The organism is Mariniflexile soesokkakense, from assembly GCF_039650365.1.
GTDB classification, from domain to species: Bacteria; Bacteroidota; Bacteroidia; order Flavobacteriales; family Flavobacteriaceae; genus Mariniflexile; species Mariniflexile soesokkakense.
This window is the reverse complement of sequence record NZ_JAZHYP010000002.1, coordinates 68,130-86,349: the sequence shown is the minus strand read 5'-3', so window position 1 is coordinate 86,349 and position 18,220 is coordinate 68,130. Positions and strand designations below refer to the sequence as shown.

Here is an 18,220-nt window from a genome sequence, read left to right as displayed (position 1 = left end):
AACGTACTGTTTATAATGTCAAAGTTAGAAATTTCTTTGGTATTATAGGATATTTACTTCGGCTTCTATATAAATATCGAAAAGACGTTTAATGGTTTCTTGTATTAAAACTGAAAGATTTAAAATGTCTGAACCTTTAGCATTTCCATAATTTACAAGTACCAAAGCTTGGTTTTTATGAACGCCATAATCACCAAAACGCTTGCCTTTAAAACCTGCTTTTTCAATAAGCCAACCTGCAGGAATTTTTACGTCATTGTCTGAAACAGGGTAACTGGGAATATCATTAAAATTTTCAAGTAGTTTATTATAATGTACTTTTGAAACTACTGGGTTCTTAAAGAAACTACCACTATTGCCAATAATTTTTGGGTTTGGTAATTTGCTTTCACGAATGGCAATGACAGCTTTTGATATATCTTGAATAGTGGGTTCATTAATATTCATAGCTTCCAATTCAGAAGCAATTGTGCCATAATTGATATAAAGCTTGTGGTTTTGTTTACTAAGTTTGAAGATTACATTAGTGATGATATATTTGCCTTTGGCTTCATTTTTAAAAATGGAATTTCTATAATCAAACTGGCAATCTTCCTTTTTGAAAGTTTCTATAACTAGGTTTTCTATAGAAATAGCATCGCAAGATTCAAAAGTATCTTTAATTTCCACGCCATAAGCACCAATGTTTTGAATGGGAGTTGTACCTACATTACCAGGAATTAACGACAAGTTTTCAAGACCTCCAAAATTGTTGTTGATACACCAAAGTACAAACTCGTGCCAGTTTTCACCCGCGGCAGCTTTTATTAAAACAGAATCTTCAGTTTCTGAAACGATTTCTATACCTTTTAAATTAATATGAATAACAAGTCCGTTAAAATTCTGGGTTAATAGCATATTACTGCCACCGCCTAAAACAAGTTTATTGGAGTATTCTTTTAAAGATAAAATGTGTTTTAATTCTTCAACATTGGAAACCGAAACAAAATGGCTTGCAGTTACATCAATACCAAAAGTATTATAAGATTTTAGTGATATGTTTTGTTCTATTAGCACTAGTCTTTATACACTTTAAGAGCTTCTTTTAAAATATGAACCGCTTTAATTAAGCTTTCTTTATTAAGAACATAGGCAATTCTTACTTGGTTTAATCCCAAACCTGGTGTGGAATAAAATCCGCCAGCAGGAGCAACCATTACGGTTTCGCCATTAATATCAAATTTTTCTAAAAGCCATTGTGCAAAATGATCCGAATTTTTTATAGGCAATTCCACAATACAATAAAAAGCACCTTTTGGTTTAGCTACTTTTACTCCGTCTATTTTTTGTAATTCACTAATAAGCGTGTTGCGTCTGCCCACATATTCTTCAATAACATCGTCAAAATAACTTTGTGGAGTGTCTAAAGCTGCTTCACTAGCAATTTGTGCGTATGTTGGCGGACTTAAACGTGCCTGAGCAAATTTTAAAACCGTTTTTAAAACGGTTTTGTTCTTAGAAACCAAACAGCCTACACGTGCACCACACATACTGTATCGTTTTGAAACGGAATCTATTACTACGGCGTGTTCTTCCAATCCATCAACCTGCATAATGGAGTAGTGGGTGTTGCCATCGTAAACAAATTCACGGTACACTTCATCAGCCACCAAAAATAAATCGTGTTTAATTGCTAATTTAGCCAGTTTTTCTATTTCTTCTTTTGAATATAAATAACCTGTTGGGTTGCCTGGGTTGCAAATTAAAATAGCCTTAGTTTTTGGGGTGATTAGTTTTTCAAAAGTTTCTATGGAAGGCAATGCGAAATTATCATCAATACTACAAATAGCAGGCACAACATTAACGCCCGATGAGGTTGAAAACGCAATGTAATTGGCATAAAAAGGTTCGGAAATGATAACTTCATCTCCCGGATCCATAATGCTGCTAAACAAGAAAAGTAAACCTTCACTAGCGCCAGTAGTTACTATAATGTCTTCTTGGGACACATTAATATCAAATTTATTATAATAAGCGGCTAATTTTTTTCTGTAAGTGTCAGACCCTTCAGAGCGTGAATATGAAAGTATTTCTATATCATTTTCCTTAACTGCATTTAAGGCGACTTCAGGTGTTTTTATATCAGGTTGGCCTATGTTTAAATAGTAAATAGTTTTTCCATCTTTAGTAGCTTGTTCTGCATAAGGTACTAATTTGCGTATAGGTGATTCGGGCATTAAAAGCCCTTTTCTAGATATAGTTGGCATTTTTATTAATTATAAGGCGCAAAGTTGAGAAAATTATCTTAAAGTTTTTTTAAAAAGCTGACTAAAATAAACTTAGTATCATAAAGATTTGTAAATTAAGTGTATGTAAAGCCTAGTTTTCAACTATGAAAAGGTTTGTGATTTTTATAATGTTTGTTTTATTATTAAGTAACCTTGTTTTTTCGCAAGGGCGGTTTACTATTCAAAATAAACACAGATCAGATAAGATAAAGTTTAAGCTTATAAATAATTTAATTATTATTCCAGTAAAAATTAATGGCGTTACACTATCTTTTTTATTGGATACTGGGGTGAGTAAGCCCATTATTTTTAATTTTTTAAATGTGTCCGATACTTTAAAAATAAAAAATACTGAGACTATTTTTTTAAGAGGCTTGGGAGAAGGTGAATTGGTTGAAGCATTAAAATCTAATAATAATATTATTAGAATAGGTGAAGCTATAAATTTAAGTCAGGATTTGTATGCCATATTTGAGGCTAATTTAGATTTAGCTCCCAAATTAGGGTTTCCCGTGCACGGTATTATAGGTAATGATATTTTTAGTGATCTTATAGTTGAAGTGAATTATTCAAAGGAATATTTAAAATTAACAGAACCTGAAGCCTATAAATATAAAAAATGCGGAAAGTGCGAGACCTTTAATTTGGAATTCTACAATGGGAAACCATATATAAATGCAGAAGTTACTATTGATAGTAAAAAAATACCTGTAAAACTATTAATAGATTCTGGGGGAAGTGATGTACTTTGGTTGTTTGAAAACGACTCTTTAGGTATTAAATCAAGCAATGCTTTTTTTAACGATTTTTTGGGACATGGTTTAAGTGGGAGTGTGTATGGTAAGCGTACTAAAATTGATGCATTATCATTAAAGAGTTTTGTTTTAGAAAATGCCAATGTTGCCTATCCAGATAGTGCATCAATTTCAATTGCCAGAAAATTTAAGGATAGAAATGGTAGTTTGGCAGGAAATGTTTTAAAACGATTTAATATTATTTTCGACTATCAAAAAGCGATTATCACACTTAAAAAAAATGCTTTGTTTAAGGAAAAGTTCAGTTATAATAAAAGCGGTATAGAACTAGCACACGATGGTGTTAGGTTTGTTAAAGAAATAGATGATAGGATATTAAAAGAAAAAACGGGGTTGATAAGGAACCATGATGCTATAAACAGCACTAAAATTGTTATCGATACCCAGTACAAAATGTCATTAAAACCAGCCTACACTATTGTGGAATTGCGCAACGATTCTCCGGCTAAAAAGGCAGGTTTGCTTATTGGAGATGTAGTTTTAAGAATTAATAATAAACCAACACATCAGTTTTCATTGCAGGACGTTATGCACGAGTTTTACGATGATTCCGGAAAACATATACGATTGAAAGTAGATAGAAACGGAAAAGTGTTGAATTTTAGCTTTAATTTGGAAAACCCATTTAAAAAAAAAAAAATCCCTAAGTACTTAGGGATTTTATAAATTGGAATTTATTTTTTTATTGCTGTACGATGCTTTTATTGGTTTTTTCTAGTACACTAGCGTTTTTGGTATCAACAACTTCACCTTTAATTTTTAAAGCCACAGTTGGTGTATCTGCATTTGAGATAACCGTAATTGTTTTTCTTATAGGGTTAACTCTATTGGTGTCATATTTTACCTCAATTTCTCCAGTTTTTCCAGGTAAAATTGGCCCTTCGGGTTTTTTTGGAATAGTACAACCACAGCTAGAAGTAACATTAGATATAATTAAAGGTGCATTCCCTGTGTTTGTAAATTCAAAAACACGTACACCGTTAGAACCTTTTTCAATAGTTCCATAATCTATTGTGTCCGATTTAAATTCTATTTTAGCTACCTTGTCTTGTGCATTAATAGCTAAACTTATTAATCCGATAAATAAAATTGTAAATAATTTTTTCATTGTTATTGTATTTGTTTTGTTGTTTTGCTTCTTTTATATGTTAATAACTCAGTCATTTAAGCTATTTAAATAATCTTTTTTGCATTAAAATTCACTCCAAACATACTTATTTTTTCTATAAAGAGCAAAAAAAATAGATAAAGCGCTTGTTTTACGCAAAATCGTTGGTTAAATGTACATATAACTTTTCTATTATAATTCTTAAAAATTGTTAAAATAATACAGTATTGGCTTTATCAATCTGTATTATATCTTTTATAGAAAAAGAAATATAAGTACTTTTGCAAATTATTATTCAAAAACTATTCCAAAGTATGCAAATGCCTTCAAAATACGATGCAAGTCAGGTAGAATCTAAGTGGTATGACTACTGGATGGAACATAATTATTTTCATTCAGAACCAGACGAAAGAGAACCATATACCATTGTAATTCCGCCGCCAAACGTTACTGGTGTATTGCATATGGGGCATATGTTGAATAATACTATTCAAGATGTATTGATTCGTCGAGCGCGTTTACAAGGAAAAAATGCGTGTTGGGTACCTGGAACCGATCACGCATCTATTGCTACTGAAGCAAAAGTTGTTGCTAAACTTAAGGAGCAAGGCATTGATAAAAATGATTTATCGCGCGAGGAATTTTTAAAACATGCATGGGAATGGACGCACGAATATGGAGGTGTAATCCTTGAGCAACTTAAAAAACTAGGGTGTTCTTGCGATTGGGATAGAACCAAATTCACCATGGATGACGATATGAGTGAAGCGGTAATTAAGGTTTTTGTTGATTTACATAACAAAGGACTCATTTATCGTGGTTACCGTATGGTAAATTGGGATCCTGAAGCCAAAACAACACTCTCTGATGAGGAAGTGATATATGAGGAAAAACAAGGGAGTCTGTACTATTTAAACTATAAAATTGAAGGCAGTAACGATATTTTAACCATAGCTACAACACGTCCGGAAACTATTTTTGGTGATACCGCTATTTGCATTAACCCGAATGATGAACGTTTTACACACTTAAAAGGTAAAAAAGCCATTGTGCCTATTTGCAATCGCATCATTCCTATTATTGAAGACGACTATGTAGATGTTGAATTTGGTACAGGTTGCTTAAAAGTAACGCCGGCTCACGATGAAAACGATAAGAATTTAGGTGATAAACACAACTTAGAAGTTGTCGATATTTTTAATGAGGACGCTAGTTTAAATAGTTTTGGTTTGCATTATCAGGGTAAAGATCGATTTGTTGTTAGAAAGGAAATTGTTCAAGAGCTAGAAGCAAGTGGTGTATTGGTTAAAACCGAAACGCATATTAACAAAGTTGGAACTTCAGAAAGAACCAAAGCGGTTATTGAACCACGATTAAGCGACCAGTGGTTTTTGAAAATGCAAGATTTAGTAAAACCAGCTATTGAGGCGGTTTTAGGTGACGATTCTGAAATTAAATTGTTTCCAAAGAAGTTTGAAAACACCTATCGTCATTGGATGGAAAATATCCGAGACTGGAATATTTCACGTCAATTATTATGGGGACAACAAATTCCAGCATACTATTATGGTGATGGAAAAGAAGATTTTGTAGTTGCTGAAACCATTGAAACTGCTTTAGAATTAGCAAAACAAAAAACCAATAATCAACAGCTATCAATAGACAATTTACGTCAAGATACCGATGCGTTAGATACTTGGTTTAGCTCATGGTTATGGCCAATGAGCGTGTTTGATGGCATTCGAAATCCAGAAAATGTCGATATAAAATACTATTACCCAACCAACGATTTGGTTACTGGTCCAGATATTTTATTTTTCTGGGTAGCCCGTATGATTATTGCTGGTTACGAATATAAAGGCGAAAAGCCATTCAATAACGTGTATTTAACAGGCTTGGTTCGCGATAAGCAACGCCGAAAAATGAGCAAATCTTTAGGGAATTCGCCGGATGCTTTAAAATTAATTGAAGAATACAGTGCCGATGGTGTTCGTGTTGGTTTGCTTTTAAGTAGTGCTGCAGGAAACGATTTAATGTTTGATGAAACGCTTTGCCAGCAAGGAAAAGGGTTTGGAAACAAAATTTGGAATGCTTACCGATTGGTTGATGGTTGGGACATTGATAATGCCATTTCACAACCAAATTCTAGTAAAATAGCGATTGATTGGTACGAGTCAAAATTCCAAAAGGCCTTAATAGAAATTGAAGACCATTTTAGTAAATACAGATTATCGGATGCATTAATGGCTATTTACAAATTAATTTACGACGATTTTTGTGGTTGGTTACTAGAAATGGTAAAACCAGCCTACCAACAACCAATAGATGCGGTAACGTATAAATCTATCATTGCTATTTTTGAAGAAAATTTAAAAATAGTACATCCGTTTATGCCATTTTTAACTGAAGATATTTGGCATTATATAGCAGAACGCACACCGGAAGAAGCATTAATTGTGTCATCATGGCCAAAAGCGAAATCTGTTAATGAAACGTTGATAACCGAGTTTGAATTTGCTTCGGAAGTTATTTCAGGCATCAGAAATATTAGAAAAGAAAAGAACATTGCGTTTAAAGATGCTATTGGTTTTTCGGTGATAAATAATGATAAAACAAGCACGTCTTTTGATGCGATTATTAGCAAATTAGGTAACCTTGAAAGCATCAACTATGTGAATGAAGCGGTTGATGGTGCTTTAAGTTTTAGAGTCAAATCGAATGAGTATTTTATTCCTATGGCTGGAAGTATTGATGTGGAGGCAGAAATTAAAAAACTAACTGAAGAATTAAATTATACGGAAGGCTTTTTGAAATCAGTACAAAAGAAACTTTCAAACGAGCGTTTTGTTGCTGGTGCGCCTGAACAAGTAATTACTAACGAACGCAATAAGGAAGCTGATGCTTTGGCCAAAATTGAAACGTTGAAAGCCAGTTTAGCTAGTTTGGGGTAAGAGTTTTGGATGTTTGTTTGCTGAAAAGTTAAATGGATTATTTATGAAAAGGTAATAAGCAAAACTTAAGAATTAATTGTTTTAATTTTGATCAACTAATAAAAATATGACCATTCATCGACATAAGTTGTTGCTTTTTGAGTTGTTTTCATTGTTGATTTAACAAGTTTTTGTTTTTTATTATAAGTATTTTCTATCTCTTTTATAAATCTAAGCGTAGTATCATTGTCTTTAATTTTGTGGCTTTTTACAGAAATTTGATTGTCATTGGTGTCGTAACTGTAAGTGTTTAGATATAATATTTTCTTTGAAATATTCCTATTAGATTTCTCAATTAGATTTCCATTAATATCGTAAGTGTTATTCGTGATAGAAGATAGTTGATTTGGATTTTTATACCTTTTGATTTCTATTATTCTACCTTTTTTATCAAAGGATATAATACTGTTAATAACTGAAGAATCGTTATAAATTTGCCGAATTTCTAATGAGTTTCTTTTTTTATCATATTCATTAAGGAAATACGTAGTTTCTTTTTTTTGTTTAGTGTATTTTTTTAGTCGCATTGTATTTTTTTCATACTCATACGAGCTAAAATTATTTATGGAACTATCTTTGTTGAAACAGGTTTTCTTAATTAAAGTTCCTTTTTTTGAATATTTAAAGTCAATCCACAAATTACAGTTTCCTTTTGTGTCAAAAATCAAAGTCTTGACTATTCGTCTCTTTTTGTCAAATAGTTCTTCAGATTTAACAGAAGGGCTAAATGTGTTGGTAGTATCATCTATAACAAATGAATAACTAATGGATTCAATTCTTTTTGCATCAGATTTAATAGCTTCAGGATTATAAAAATGTTTATAGTTTTTACACGCTGAGAATAACAACAGGAGAATGATGAATTTTTTATTATGCATAAGTTTTTAAATATAAGATGTTATATTAAATAGGCTAAAAGTGAAAATCATATTTAAGAAGAAATGATTATTTACAATGTCTATATAGTTTTGAATTATCTAATTTCAATTTTTACTGCTAATCAAAATATTACTTTTTACGAAACACACTTGCAATAGTTTTTCCAATTTCATCTAGTTTTTCTATCGGTTCTAATAAAGAAGGGTTGTTAAACTCAATAGTATCATTAATACTGTCTGTTTTCATAATGGGGCAAACCAAAATAAAATTATTCGATTTAAAATAGCGGTTTAGGTAAATGGAAATGTTTTTTATGTTCTTATTATAGGAAGGTTCGTCTTTTCTTGTTAAAATGAATATTAAATTATCATCTAACTTAATATTGCTCGATAGCGCTTTTGTATTATTCCAGCTGTCGAAAGTTATAAAATCGGCATCAATAGGGTGTTCTTCATGAATATTTTGAATCACTTTTATGGTTTGCTCGGTACCATAAAAAATTATTTTAGTACTGGTATTATAGGAGATATTCCAAATATTATCCAGCCAAAAAGGAAATCCAATTTCATTTTCTACATGGTTTGGCATAATAACAATATGTCTTTTTATAGTCGCAATGGGTTGCGATGGGTTGTATATAAAGCTGGTGGCATTGCATTTAGATAAAACACCTTCGGTTAAACTGCCTAAAAACGATTCAGAGATATTTGTTTTAACGTGTAAACCCAAAACTAAATCAGTTGCCTTTTTTTCTTTGGCAACGTTTAAAATACCATTCATAATATTCAAATCATAGCGTAGCAATTTATTAAGTTTTATATCAGTGGATGCACCAATTTTCAGGGCTTTGTCCAATATTTTAACAGCATTTGTTTCAGCATTAACATCGGTAGTGTTGTTGTTAATTACATGTAATGCAAATAGCGCGTTTTTGTTTTCTTTCGATTTTATAATGGTACTTAAACTAATTAATTCTTCAACAGTATCGACATTGTTAATGGCAATGAGTATTTTTTCTTTGTTGGCCACATTTGTTTTGTCTTTTGCGGTAGATTGGAGTAACGATAGATTTCTAGAGCCTTTTTGAACTACGAAAGTTGAAATGGTACAGGTTACTAAAATCATAATAATCGTTCCATTTAAAATGCTTTCCCCCAATAATCTTATAGGTTCTCCTGTGGCGGTTTCTCCAATAATTATGTTGTATCCCACCGATACGGTTGCTAAGGTTACGGCAGCATGTGCAATGCTTAAGCCAAAAATAATTCGGCGTTCATCTACAGAGAATTTAAACGATTTTTGTGTTGCCCAAGCTGCTATAAACTTGGCTAAGGTTACGGCAATCGTCATAACAATAGCAACTAAAATGGTTTCAAAATCCGTAAAAAAGGCACGGTAATCTATTAACATACCAACGCCAATTAAGAAAAATGGAATAAAAATGGCGTTTCCAACAAACTCAATGCGGTTCATTAATGGCGATGTTGGTGGAATTAATCTGTTTAGTGCAAAACCGGAAAGCAATGCACCAATGATGGCTTCCACACCCGCCACTTCAGCTAAAAAAGCACCTAGAAATAGAATGACTAAAACAAAAATATATTGTGAAATATGGTCGTGACATCGCTTAAAAAACCATCTGCCAATAATTGGGAATATATGTAAAACAACAAAGCCAAAAACAATAACCGATATAAATAATTGAATCCAAAACTCTGAATTTGTTGTGCCTTTAGTCATGCCAACAATAATGGCGAGTACCAAAAGCGCTAGCGTATCGGTTATCATAGTGCCACCAACCACAAGGTTAACTGAGCGGTTTTTAGTAATGCCGAATTTTCCTAAAATGGGGTAAGCTATTAAGGTATGTGAAGCAAACATACTGGCAAGTAATACGGATGTGAGCACAGAAAATTTGAGTATAAAAACACCTACTAATATACCGAAAGTCATGGGGATTGAAAATGTAAACAATCCAAACAACAAACTTTTAAATTTGTTTTTTTTGAATTCGTTCATGTCTATTTCTAAACCAGCTAGAAACATAATGTAGAGCAAGCCTGCTGTACCCGATAGAATGATACTGCTATCGCGTAGTAATAAATTAAATCCGTTAGGGCCAATAACTGCACCCGCTACAATAAGTCCTAAAATATGTGGGATTTTTAATTTATTAAGAAGTATTGGAGCTAGCAAGATGATGATTAAAATAATAAGAAACTTTAATACCGGATTGGTGAACGGAAGTGAGTTGTCTAAAATGTTTATTAGTAGCATGACCCTCATAATTTTTAACCAAATATATGAAATGGTTTGTTCCGTTTTTCAAAATAAAATAGTTGCCTATTTTATTTTCAACAGGGTTTAAAAATGAACTCTAAAACTAATGTTTGGGGTGATGCCTAAGGAATGGTTTTCCACTTTAGTAACATTGTTTTCACTATCTAAGGTGTAATAGGTGTTTAAAATGTTTTTTTCGTTTGAAATATTCCAAATTGAAGCTCCAACAGTTGCCTTAGAAGTATTGGAAATATTGAATAGGTAAGTTGCGGAACAATCAGTGCGTAAGTAATCTTTTAAATTTGAGCTATTGGGGTTTTGATAAGTTATCACATCATCGTTTGGGGTGTCATTTGAACTTGGCGTAGTAGTAGGTTTTCCAGAATGCCAATTTAAACCTAATGCAAATTTGAAGCTATTGTAAGTATATGTGCCTCCAAATGTAACGGCATGTTTTATATCGGCATTGTTAGGGAAGGATTTTCCATTGTTTAAAGTGTCAAATCTGTAATTGTTTGTGTTGTATGAATATGAAACCCATGTGCTTATTATATTGGTAAATTGTTTGTTTAAAAGCACATCGACACCCTTAATTTCATAACTGCCCGTGCTATTTACAAATTGATATTGATTTTGGAATCCTTGGCTACGAGTGGTAATACCATCTACTTTTTTTATATAAGTTTCTGCACTGATGAGTAATTTGTTTTTATTGAAATGAATACCTGCCGATGCCTGTTTGCTTTTTAAAACGGGAACAGGATATATCGTTCTGCCATCATCGTCAATAAAAAGATCATCATTGTTATTAGCCAAAACCCATCTGCGCTTTTCTATACCTAAAAAATCGTTTTGCAAATCGATAATTTGCGTGGTAGTCTGACTTTTAAATTCACCCAAAATTTCAAGTCTGAAATTATTAAAAAAACGCTGGCTAAAGCTTAATCGCGGTTCGGCAAAAAGCATGTCGAATTTTTGTATGTAATTTAATCGGGCACCTAATTTTAAATTTGTTTTTGTGTTGGTAGATAGCAAATTTGTTTCGGCATAAACAGCATGACTGCGAATCACCTCTTTAATATAGCTTCTAAAAACAGGGTTATTGACATCTTCTAAATTACTTATGCCAACTTCGGTAAATTGATAACCGCCATTTATTTTAAGTTGATGGTGGGGTGCAAAATTAATATCCATTTTTGCTGAACCATCGTAAACTTCATTTTCTTGAATTAAACGTAGATTGTTTGTAATATCGTAATTGGTGGCATCTAAATCATAATTTGATACACAAATTTGTGAACTTGTAGAAAGTGATTTGCTCCAATTTCTGGTATAAGTAATTCCAGTGGCAAGGTTTTGTTGCGATAGTTTGCTGTTTAAGGCTTCACTTCTATCGTTAATAGTAGATTGCTCGTCGTAGTTTAAGCGATTGCTTACATTTAAGAAATGAAGTCGAATTTTGTCTTTTTCAGAAATATCGTATAAAAATTTTAAGGTAACATCATAAAAATAAAATTGTTCGTTTTGTGAAATGGAATTTCTATTAGATTTGGTTAAATCGGAATCTTGAAAAATACGTTTAAAATACTGGTCGTAAGTAGGGGTTAAAACTAAATCGGTAACCGAACGGCGGGAAGATAATTGTAACTCGGTTTTTTTTGAAAGCGGAATTTTAGCAAATCCATCCGCATTAATTAAATTAAAACCTATGCCAGCTTTAAATTGGTTGTCAATTTCGTTAGGCAATTGCATATCAATAATACTCGAAATTCCATCGCCATATTTTGCGCTGGTGCCATTTTTATAAATATGAATGCGTTTTGTGGTATGAGGGTTGAAAGCGGAAATTAGCCCAAAAAAGTGACCCGATTGATACATTTTTATGCCATCCCAAAGAAGCAAGTTTTGGTCGTGCGTACCACCACGTACGTTAATGTTTGAAACGGTTTCGTCGGTGCTTAAAACACCTGGAAGTGCCTGAATGGTTTGTAAAACATCAGGTTCTATCAAACCGGGAAGAATTCCAAAAGTTTCGGGTTTTATGGCAATAGAACCATCATTTAATTTTGTAATACCGGTGGTGAGATAGTTGTTAATGGTAACTTCTTCTAAACGTTGCATTTTAAAACCGCTGGGTTGGGTAACGGTTTTATTTTTGATAACAACAAATCGGTTGTCTAACAATTCAAAATCTAATAAAGTTTCTGTTTTTAGAAATTCTAAAACGTCTTCTAATACCAAATGAGAGTCGGGTAGGGGTGTTTCTATTTCTTTTATGGTTTCATCTATATAAGAAAAACGAATGCTGTATTTTTCTTCAATAATTTTTAAAATGGTTACAAGTGGTTGCTTTTCTTTTTGAATAGATTGCGCTGTTAGGGTGGCAACATTCAAAAAAAACAATGATAAAAAAATAGAAAGGAGTCCTTTTCTACTCACGTTTTAATGTTATAGTGCGGTTTGTTTTACTATAGGTTACGTGTAAAGGTAATGTAATGGCCTTTAAAGCAACGTCCAAATTGTTATGTGCAAAACTGCCAGTAAATAGCTGATTGGAATCGATATTTAAAAGCGTAATATTTACATGGTATTGTCTTTCAAATTCTGCAACCACTTCTTTGTAAGGCATGCTATTAAAGGAGCTTTCGTTATTTAGCCACGAAGGTGTTGAGCGGTTTTCTTTTTCTTTAGCAATTTGTTCCCCATCGATAATTAAAAAACTGTCACCAGGTTTTAATTTCGTTTCTTGAGAATTGTAACTAACCCCAACTAAACCTTCGTAGCAAATAACCTCAAAATAATTGTCCCGTTGTTTTACGTTAAATTGAGTACCATAAACCGTAACGGTTCCTGATTTTGTTATAACATTAAATGTAGACCCTTTGGCAACTTTAAAAAAGGCTTCACCTTCAAGGGTAACATCGCGTTCGTTTTTCCATGAACTTTTATTGAATGCCAAGAGGGATTTTGCGTTTAAATTAACACTAGAGTTGTCAGGTAATTCAATGAGCGTTTTTTGTGCAAATTGGGTAGTGACCGTAGTATCCAGTGTTGTTGTGTAATAGTATAAGCTGAAACAAATAGCAAGTATAGCTGCAATGCGTATTAATGGTTTTACCCAATGAGTTGGTTGCTTTTTAGTGGTCTTAATGGTTTTTAAAACAGTTTCTAATTCAGCAGATACATTATAATCTGCAGCTTTAAAAGCTTGTACACCACTGTTTAACTTAACTAAATCATTATAATCTTCAAGCGTTTTAAACGCTTCAAGTTCTTGATCATTTAGATCGTTATTTAACCATTTCGATATTAACTCTTCTCTGTTCATTATTTATGTATTCAATTATATAACAGTTAACTTTTATTTTTTCCTACCCTGACTTTTAAAAAGTTTTAAATTTCAAATTCATAAATAATCAATCTGAAATCATTATAACTCCTTAATATCTTTCCGCAATTTTTCCAACGCCCCGTAAATACGTTTTTCAACAGCTTTGGTAGAGATGTCTAATATTTCAGCAATTTCTTTAAAGCGTTTGCCTTCCACACGGTTCATCATAAAGGCTTCACGTTGTGCTTCGGTTAAGTTAGAAAGTGCTTTTTGCAGTTTCTCCATATACTCGGTTTCCTGCATTATAAATTCAGGGTTTTCGTTGGTATAGGTTTTGTGTTTGGTTTGTTGGTGTTTTAATACCACCTTTTGGTGTGCAGTTTCATTTAGCATTAAATTGTTGGCAGTAGTAAACACAAAACTCTTTGCTTTCTCGGGGCTTACTTTAGCACAATTTTCCCAAAGTTTAATAAAAGCTTCCTGAACTTTATCTTTTGGGTTTAGCAAATCACCATACTTATAATATAAAAAGTTGTGTAAATCTTTAGCATATTTATTGAATATAGTAGAAAACAAATGCTCTTCGCAAATATTTTCATGTAGTTGTTTAGTCATTATAATTGTTTGATTGTGCCACTAAAATAAGGTTTTTTGACACTTCGACTGTGCTCGGTGTGACAAATTTTGTATTTGAATTTAACTTTTTTTTAAAAAGAGGGTAGGGATTTTTAAAGTTATCCTGTTTTATAATAAAAAAGCTATGTTGAACCCAAAAATCAAGAATCATGAAAACTAAAATGAGAACACTATTACTAATTCCTTTTTTTGCCCTTTTATTGTTTACCTCTTGTCAAGATGAAGTAATTGATATTACAGAACCTACGCAAGAGGAAGCGCTTGTTGCAGCCTCTGAGTTGACAAGTATGATAAGTGCCACGTCTAAAATGGACGGATCTGTCGATAATATTATTGACAGGGCAAGTTGTTTGTTTGTTGAATTGCCTGTTACTGTTAAGGTAAATGGAAAAGAAGTTATTATAGATTCCAAGGAAGACTATAAAACTATTGAAGCGATTTACAATGAATTTGAAGATGACGACGATAAGCTGGAAATTGTATTCCCAATCACCATTGTGCTCGCAAATCATGATGAGGTTGTGATACAAAACCGTGATGCATTAGAAAATTTAGTTAAAGAATGTAAAGGTGAAAACGAAGAAGATGACGATATTGAATGCATCGATTTTCAATACCCAATATCATTTTCGGTTTATAATGCACAATTTCAAGTTGTTAATGTGGTAACAATTGAAAACGACAGGCAGTTACACAGATTTATTAAACGTGTGATTAATGCCGAAGTTTTTGCAAGTCTTAACTTTCCTGTTACTATGGTTTTAGCAGATGGTACTACTGTTACAGTAAACAATAATGCAGAGTTAGCCGCAACTATTAAAGAAGCAAAAAACGCTTGTAATGAAGATGATAATAATGATTATCATGATGATGATTTTACCAAAGAACGTTTAGATACCCTGTTAAAAACATGTCCTTGGGTTGTACACGAATTTCAACGTAATGCGTCGAGTTTAAGCGATTCTTACCGAGAATATCTTATTGTGTTTAAAGATGATAATGTTGTAAAAGTGCGTACAAGAAAAGGTGATATGCTAACGGGTAAATGGACAACTCGTGTTACCAATAGAGGGGCTTTAATAAAGCTGGAGTTCGATACCCTTGTAGACTTTACTTTAGAATGGTTTGTTTACGATTTAGAACCAGGCAGAATTAAATTATATCAAGCAGGCGGAAACAAAATCATCTTAAAGAAAAACTGCGATGTGGTGGTAGATATTACTAAAGAACGTATAGAAAACTATTTGCAAGAATGCTATTGGAGAATAGCACGTTTAAGTATTAATGGTGCCGATAATGAAAAGGATTACATAGGAACACCATTAAAGTTCTTGCCAAACAACGAAGTTAAGTTAAGAATAAATGGCGAGTTTGTTACTGGAACTTACGAAGTTGGTGTAAGAAACATTGGGTTTATTTTGCGAATTACTCTTGATGGCAGACCAGATTTAAAACTAGAATGGTTAATTACATTTTTAGAGCCAGGTTTAATAAAACTTGAAAATGCTAACAATAAAATGGTACTAGAGAGACATTGTTTGGATGCAGATGACGATTTAAAACACATTGATGTGATATTAATCAACGGTAAATGGGAAGTTGCAAAATATGATGATGGTTTGGTACATGTTGTAGATCCAACAGAACAATTCAAAAATTATACAATGAACTTCATGATAAATGGAAGGGTAGAAGTTACTAATACTGTAGACCCTAACACAACGCCGTATAATAAGTTAATTCTAGGTTCTTGGCTAACTTATAGGAATAACGGATTATATCTTGGATTGTATTTTAAAGATCAAACACCGTTTAATGAATTAAATTTTAGATGGAAAATTGTAAACGTATCTGCAAATAGAATAGAATTAAAAGATTTAAGTTCTACAGGTAATGCAGAAAGAATATTAGTCCTTGAAAAGAAAAATTAAGTATGCTTTAGTTAAAAAAGGAACTTAATATATTTGGTTGGTTAGGTTAATTATTAAATAAAGTTCCTTTTTTAAAAGCTGTCAGATAAAATATTTTTGACAGCTTTTTTTTTGTTTGTCTTTTTTGTAAGAACTGCTTCTATTATACATATCAAATACTTAAATTTGCAGTTCTTAAAATTTCAATAAAAATTATGTTCAATAATTTAAGCGATAAATTAGATAAAGCCTTACATGTACTTAAAGGGCACGGAAGTATTACCGAAGTAAACGTAGCCGAAACTTTAAAAGAAGTACGTCGTGCTTTGTTAGATGCCGATGTTAACTTTAAAATTGCAAAAGACTTTACCGTAAGAGTTAAAGATAAAGCACTTGGTCAAAACGTATTAACAACGTTACAGCCTGGGCAATTAATGGTTAAAATCGTAAAAGATGAGTTAACCGAACTTATGGGTGGCGATGCTGAAGGTATTAACCTTTCTGGTAACCCAAGTGTTATTTTAATGTCTGGTTTACAGGGTTCTGGAAAAACTACCTTTTCGGGTAAACTGGCTAATTATCTTAAAACAAAAAAATCTAAAAAACCTTTATTAGTTGCCTGTGACGTTTACAGACCAGCGGCGATTGACCAATTACACGTAGTTGGAGACCAAATAGGCGTTGAGGTTTTTAGTGATAGAGGAAATACTGATCCGGTAGCCATTTCAAGAGCAGGTATTGCCCATGCTAAAGCGAATGGATATAATTTGGTTATTATAGATACTGCAGGTCGTTTAGCTGTTGATGAGGTAATGATGACCGAAATATCGAACATACATAAAGCTATTCAGCCCCAAGAAACCTTGTTTGTTGTAGATTCTATGACGGGGCAAGATGCAGTAAATACAGCAAAAGCCTTTAACGATGTCTTGAATTTCGATGGTGTTATCCTTACTAAATTAGATGGAGATACTCGTGGAGGAGCGGCAATTTCTATTAAATCTGTTGTAAATAAACCTATTAAGTTTATTGGTACGGGTGAGAAAATGGAAGCCATTGATGTGTTCTATCCAGCACGTATGGCAGACCGTATTTTAGGAATGGGTGACGTGGTGTCGTTAGTGGAGCGTGCTCAAGAACAATTTGATGAAGAAGAAGCTAGAAAACTTCAAAAAAAAATAGCCAAAAACCAATTTGGATTCGACGATTTCTTAAAACAGATTCAGCAAATCAAAAAAATGGGAAACATGAAAGACCTTATGGGTATGATTCCCGGTGCTGGAAAAATGTTAAAAGATGTGGATATTGATGATGATGCGTTTAAAGGTATTGAAGCTATTATTCATTCTATGACACCAAAAGAACGAAGTAATCCATCTGTAATAAATGCAAGCAGAAAACAGCGTATAGGTAAAGGTTCTGGAACTTCTGTGCAAGCGGTAAATCAATTGCTAAAACAATTTGACCAAATGAGTAAAATGATGAAGATGATGCAAGGCGGCGGTGGCAAAAAGATGATGCAGATGATGAAAGGAATGAAGTAATTTAGTTTTCAGTCGAAAAAAAATAAAATTTATGGATTTCAAGAAACTATTAGCTTATCAAAAATATTTTGAATTGGCTATGTTTATTTTTGAAGTTTCGAAATCTTTTCCAAAAGAGGAAACATATTCTTTGACCGATCAAATAAGAAGAAGTTCTAGGTCGGTTTCAGAAAACGTAGCTGAGGCTTACAGAAAAAGAATCTATCCAAAACATTTTACAAGCAAACTTATTGTTGCTGATGGTGAAAATTCAGAAACAAGTACATGGTTAGATTTTGCCTTAGCATGTAATTATTTAGATAAAGAAAAACATTTGGAGTTGACCGAACTAGGTATAGAAGTTGGTTAACTCATAAATTATATGATTAATAATCCAAACAAATTTGGAGTAAAGGTTGAGTAAACTGAAAACAAAAAAAGCAAGAGTAAGTCGGTAGAGTGATTAACTGCGACTGCGACT

At 32.6% G+C, this 18,220-nt stretch carries 13 protein-coding genes; 5 read left to right on the top strand and 8 right to left on the bottom strand.

The window, feature by feature from the left end; all coding sequences use genetic code 11:
• Positions 1-42: 42 nt before the first annotated feature.
• Positions 43-1,056 (bottom strand): UDP-N-acetylmuramate dehydrogenase, encoded by a 1,014-nt coding sequence (murB, locus tag VP395_RS04410; protein ID WP_346240518.1) that lies wholly within the window; start codon positions 1,054-1,056, stop codon positions 43-45.
• Positions 1,056-2,246, bottom strand: coding sequence for a pyridoxal phosphate-dependent aminotransferase (locus VP395_RS04405; RefSeq protein ID WP_346240517.1), 1,191 nt, complete (start codon positions 2,244-2,246; stop codon positions 1,056-1,058). Before VP395_RS04405 ends, murB begins: the two co-directional genes overlap by 1 nt.
• Positions 2,247-2,371: 125 nt before the next feature.
• Between VP395_RS04405 and VP395_RS04400 the strand changes: the two genes are divergently transcribed.
• A complete protein-coding gene (locus VP395_RS04400; RefSeq protein ID WP_346240516.1) occupies positions 2,372-3,748 on the top strand; it encodes a PDZ domain-containing protein in 1,377 nt (458 codons plus the stop codon).
• A 16-nt stretch (positions 3,749-3,764) separates the two neighbouring features.
• Here the strand turns inward: VP395_RS04400 and VP395_RS04395 are convergent, their stop codons facing one another.
• A complete protein-coding gene (locus tag VP395_RS04395; RefSeq protein WP_346240515.1) occupies positions 3,765-4,190 on the bottom strand; it encodes a DUF1573 domain-containing protein in 426 nt (141 codons plus the stop codon).
• Positions 4,191-4,504: 314 nt separating this feature from the next.
• Here VP395_RS04395 and VP395_RS04390 point away from each other — a divergent pair, with 314 nt between their 5' ends.
• Positions 4,505-7,141: a valine--tRNA ligase gene (locus tag VP395_RS04390; RefSeq protein WP_346241003.1), complete on the top strand. Its 2,637-nt coding sequence runs from the start codon at positions 4,505-4,507 to the stop codon at positions 7,139-7,141.
• Positions 7,142-7,236: 95 nt separating this feature from the next.
• On the opposite strand, the gene VP395_RS04385 is transcribed toward VP395_RS04390, so the two are convergent.
• The 5 genes from VP395_RS04385 to VP395_RS04365 form a co-directional block, all read right to left on the bottom strand.
• Entirely contained in the window at positions 7,237-8,058 is an 822-nt protein-coding gene (locus VP395_RS04385; protein WP_346240514.1) for a hypothetical protein, read from the bottom strand.
• Between the two features lie 130 nt (positions 8,059-8,188).
• The gene (locus VP395_RS04380) at positions 8,189-10,336 is read right to left on the bottom strand and encodes a cation:proton antiporter domain-containing protein (RefSeq protein ID WP_346240513.1); all 2,148 of its coding nucleotides are present in this window, start codon (positions 10,334-10,336) and stop codon (positions 8,189-8,191) included.
• 87 nt (positions 10,337-10,423) lie between these two features.
• Positions 10,424-12,778: a TonB-dependent receptor plug domain-containing protein gene (locus tag VP395_RS04375; protein WP_346240512.1), complete on the bottom strand. Its 2,355-nt coding sequence runs from the start codon at positions 12,776-12,778 to the stop codon at positions 10,424-10,426.
• Positions 12,771-13,667: a FecR family protein gene (locus VP395_RS04370; protein WP_346240511.1), complete on the bottom strand. Its 897-nt coding sequence runs from the start codon at positions 13,665-13,667 to the stop codon at positions 12,771-12,773. Before VP395_RS04370 ends, VP395_RS04375 begins: the two co-directional genes overlap by 8 nt.
• Before the next feature lie 102 nt (positions 13,668-13,769).
• Entirely contained in the window at positions 13,770-14,285 is a 516-nt protein-coding gene (locus VP395_RS04365; RefSeq protein ID WP_346240510.1) for an RNA polymerase sigma factor, read from the bottom strand.
• Between the two features lie 170 nt (positions 14,286-14,455).
• Between VP395_RS04365 and VP395_RS04360 the strand changes: the two genes are divergently transcribed.
• The 3 genes from VP395_RS04360 (at position 14,456) to VP395_RS04350 (ending at position 18,109) form a co-directional block, all read left to right on the top strand.
• The gene (locus VP395_RS04360; protein WP_346240508.1) at positions 14,456-16,237 is read left to right on the top strand and encodes a hypothetical protein; all 1,782 of its coding nucleotides are present in this window, start codon (positions 14,456-14,458) and stop codon (positions 16,235-16,237) included.
• 194 nt (positions 16,238-16,431) lie between these two features.
• Positions 16,432-17,760 (top strand): signal recognition particle protein, encoded by a 1,329-nt coding sequence (gene ffh / locus VP395_RS04355; RefSeq protein WP_346240507.1) that lies wholly within the window; start codon positions 16,432-16,434, stop codon positions 17,758-17,760.
• A gap of 31 nt (positions 17,761-17,791) precedes the next feature.
• Entirely contained in the window at positions 17,792-18,109 is a 318-nt protein-coding gene (locus VP395_RS04350; RefSeq protein WP_346240506.1) for a four helix bundle protein, read from the top strand.
• Positions 18,110-18,220 lie beyond the last annotated feature (111 nt).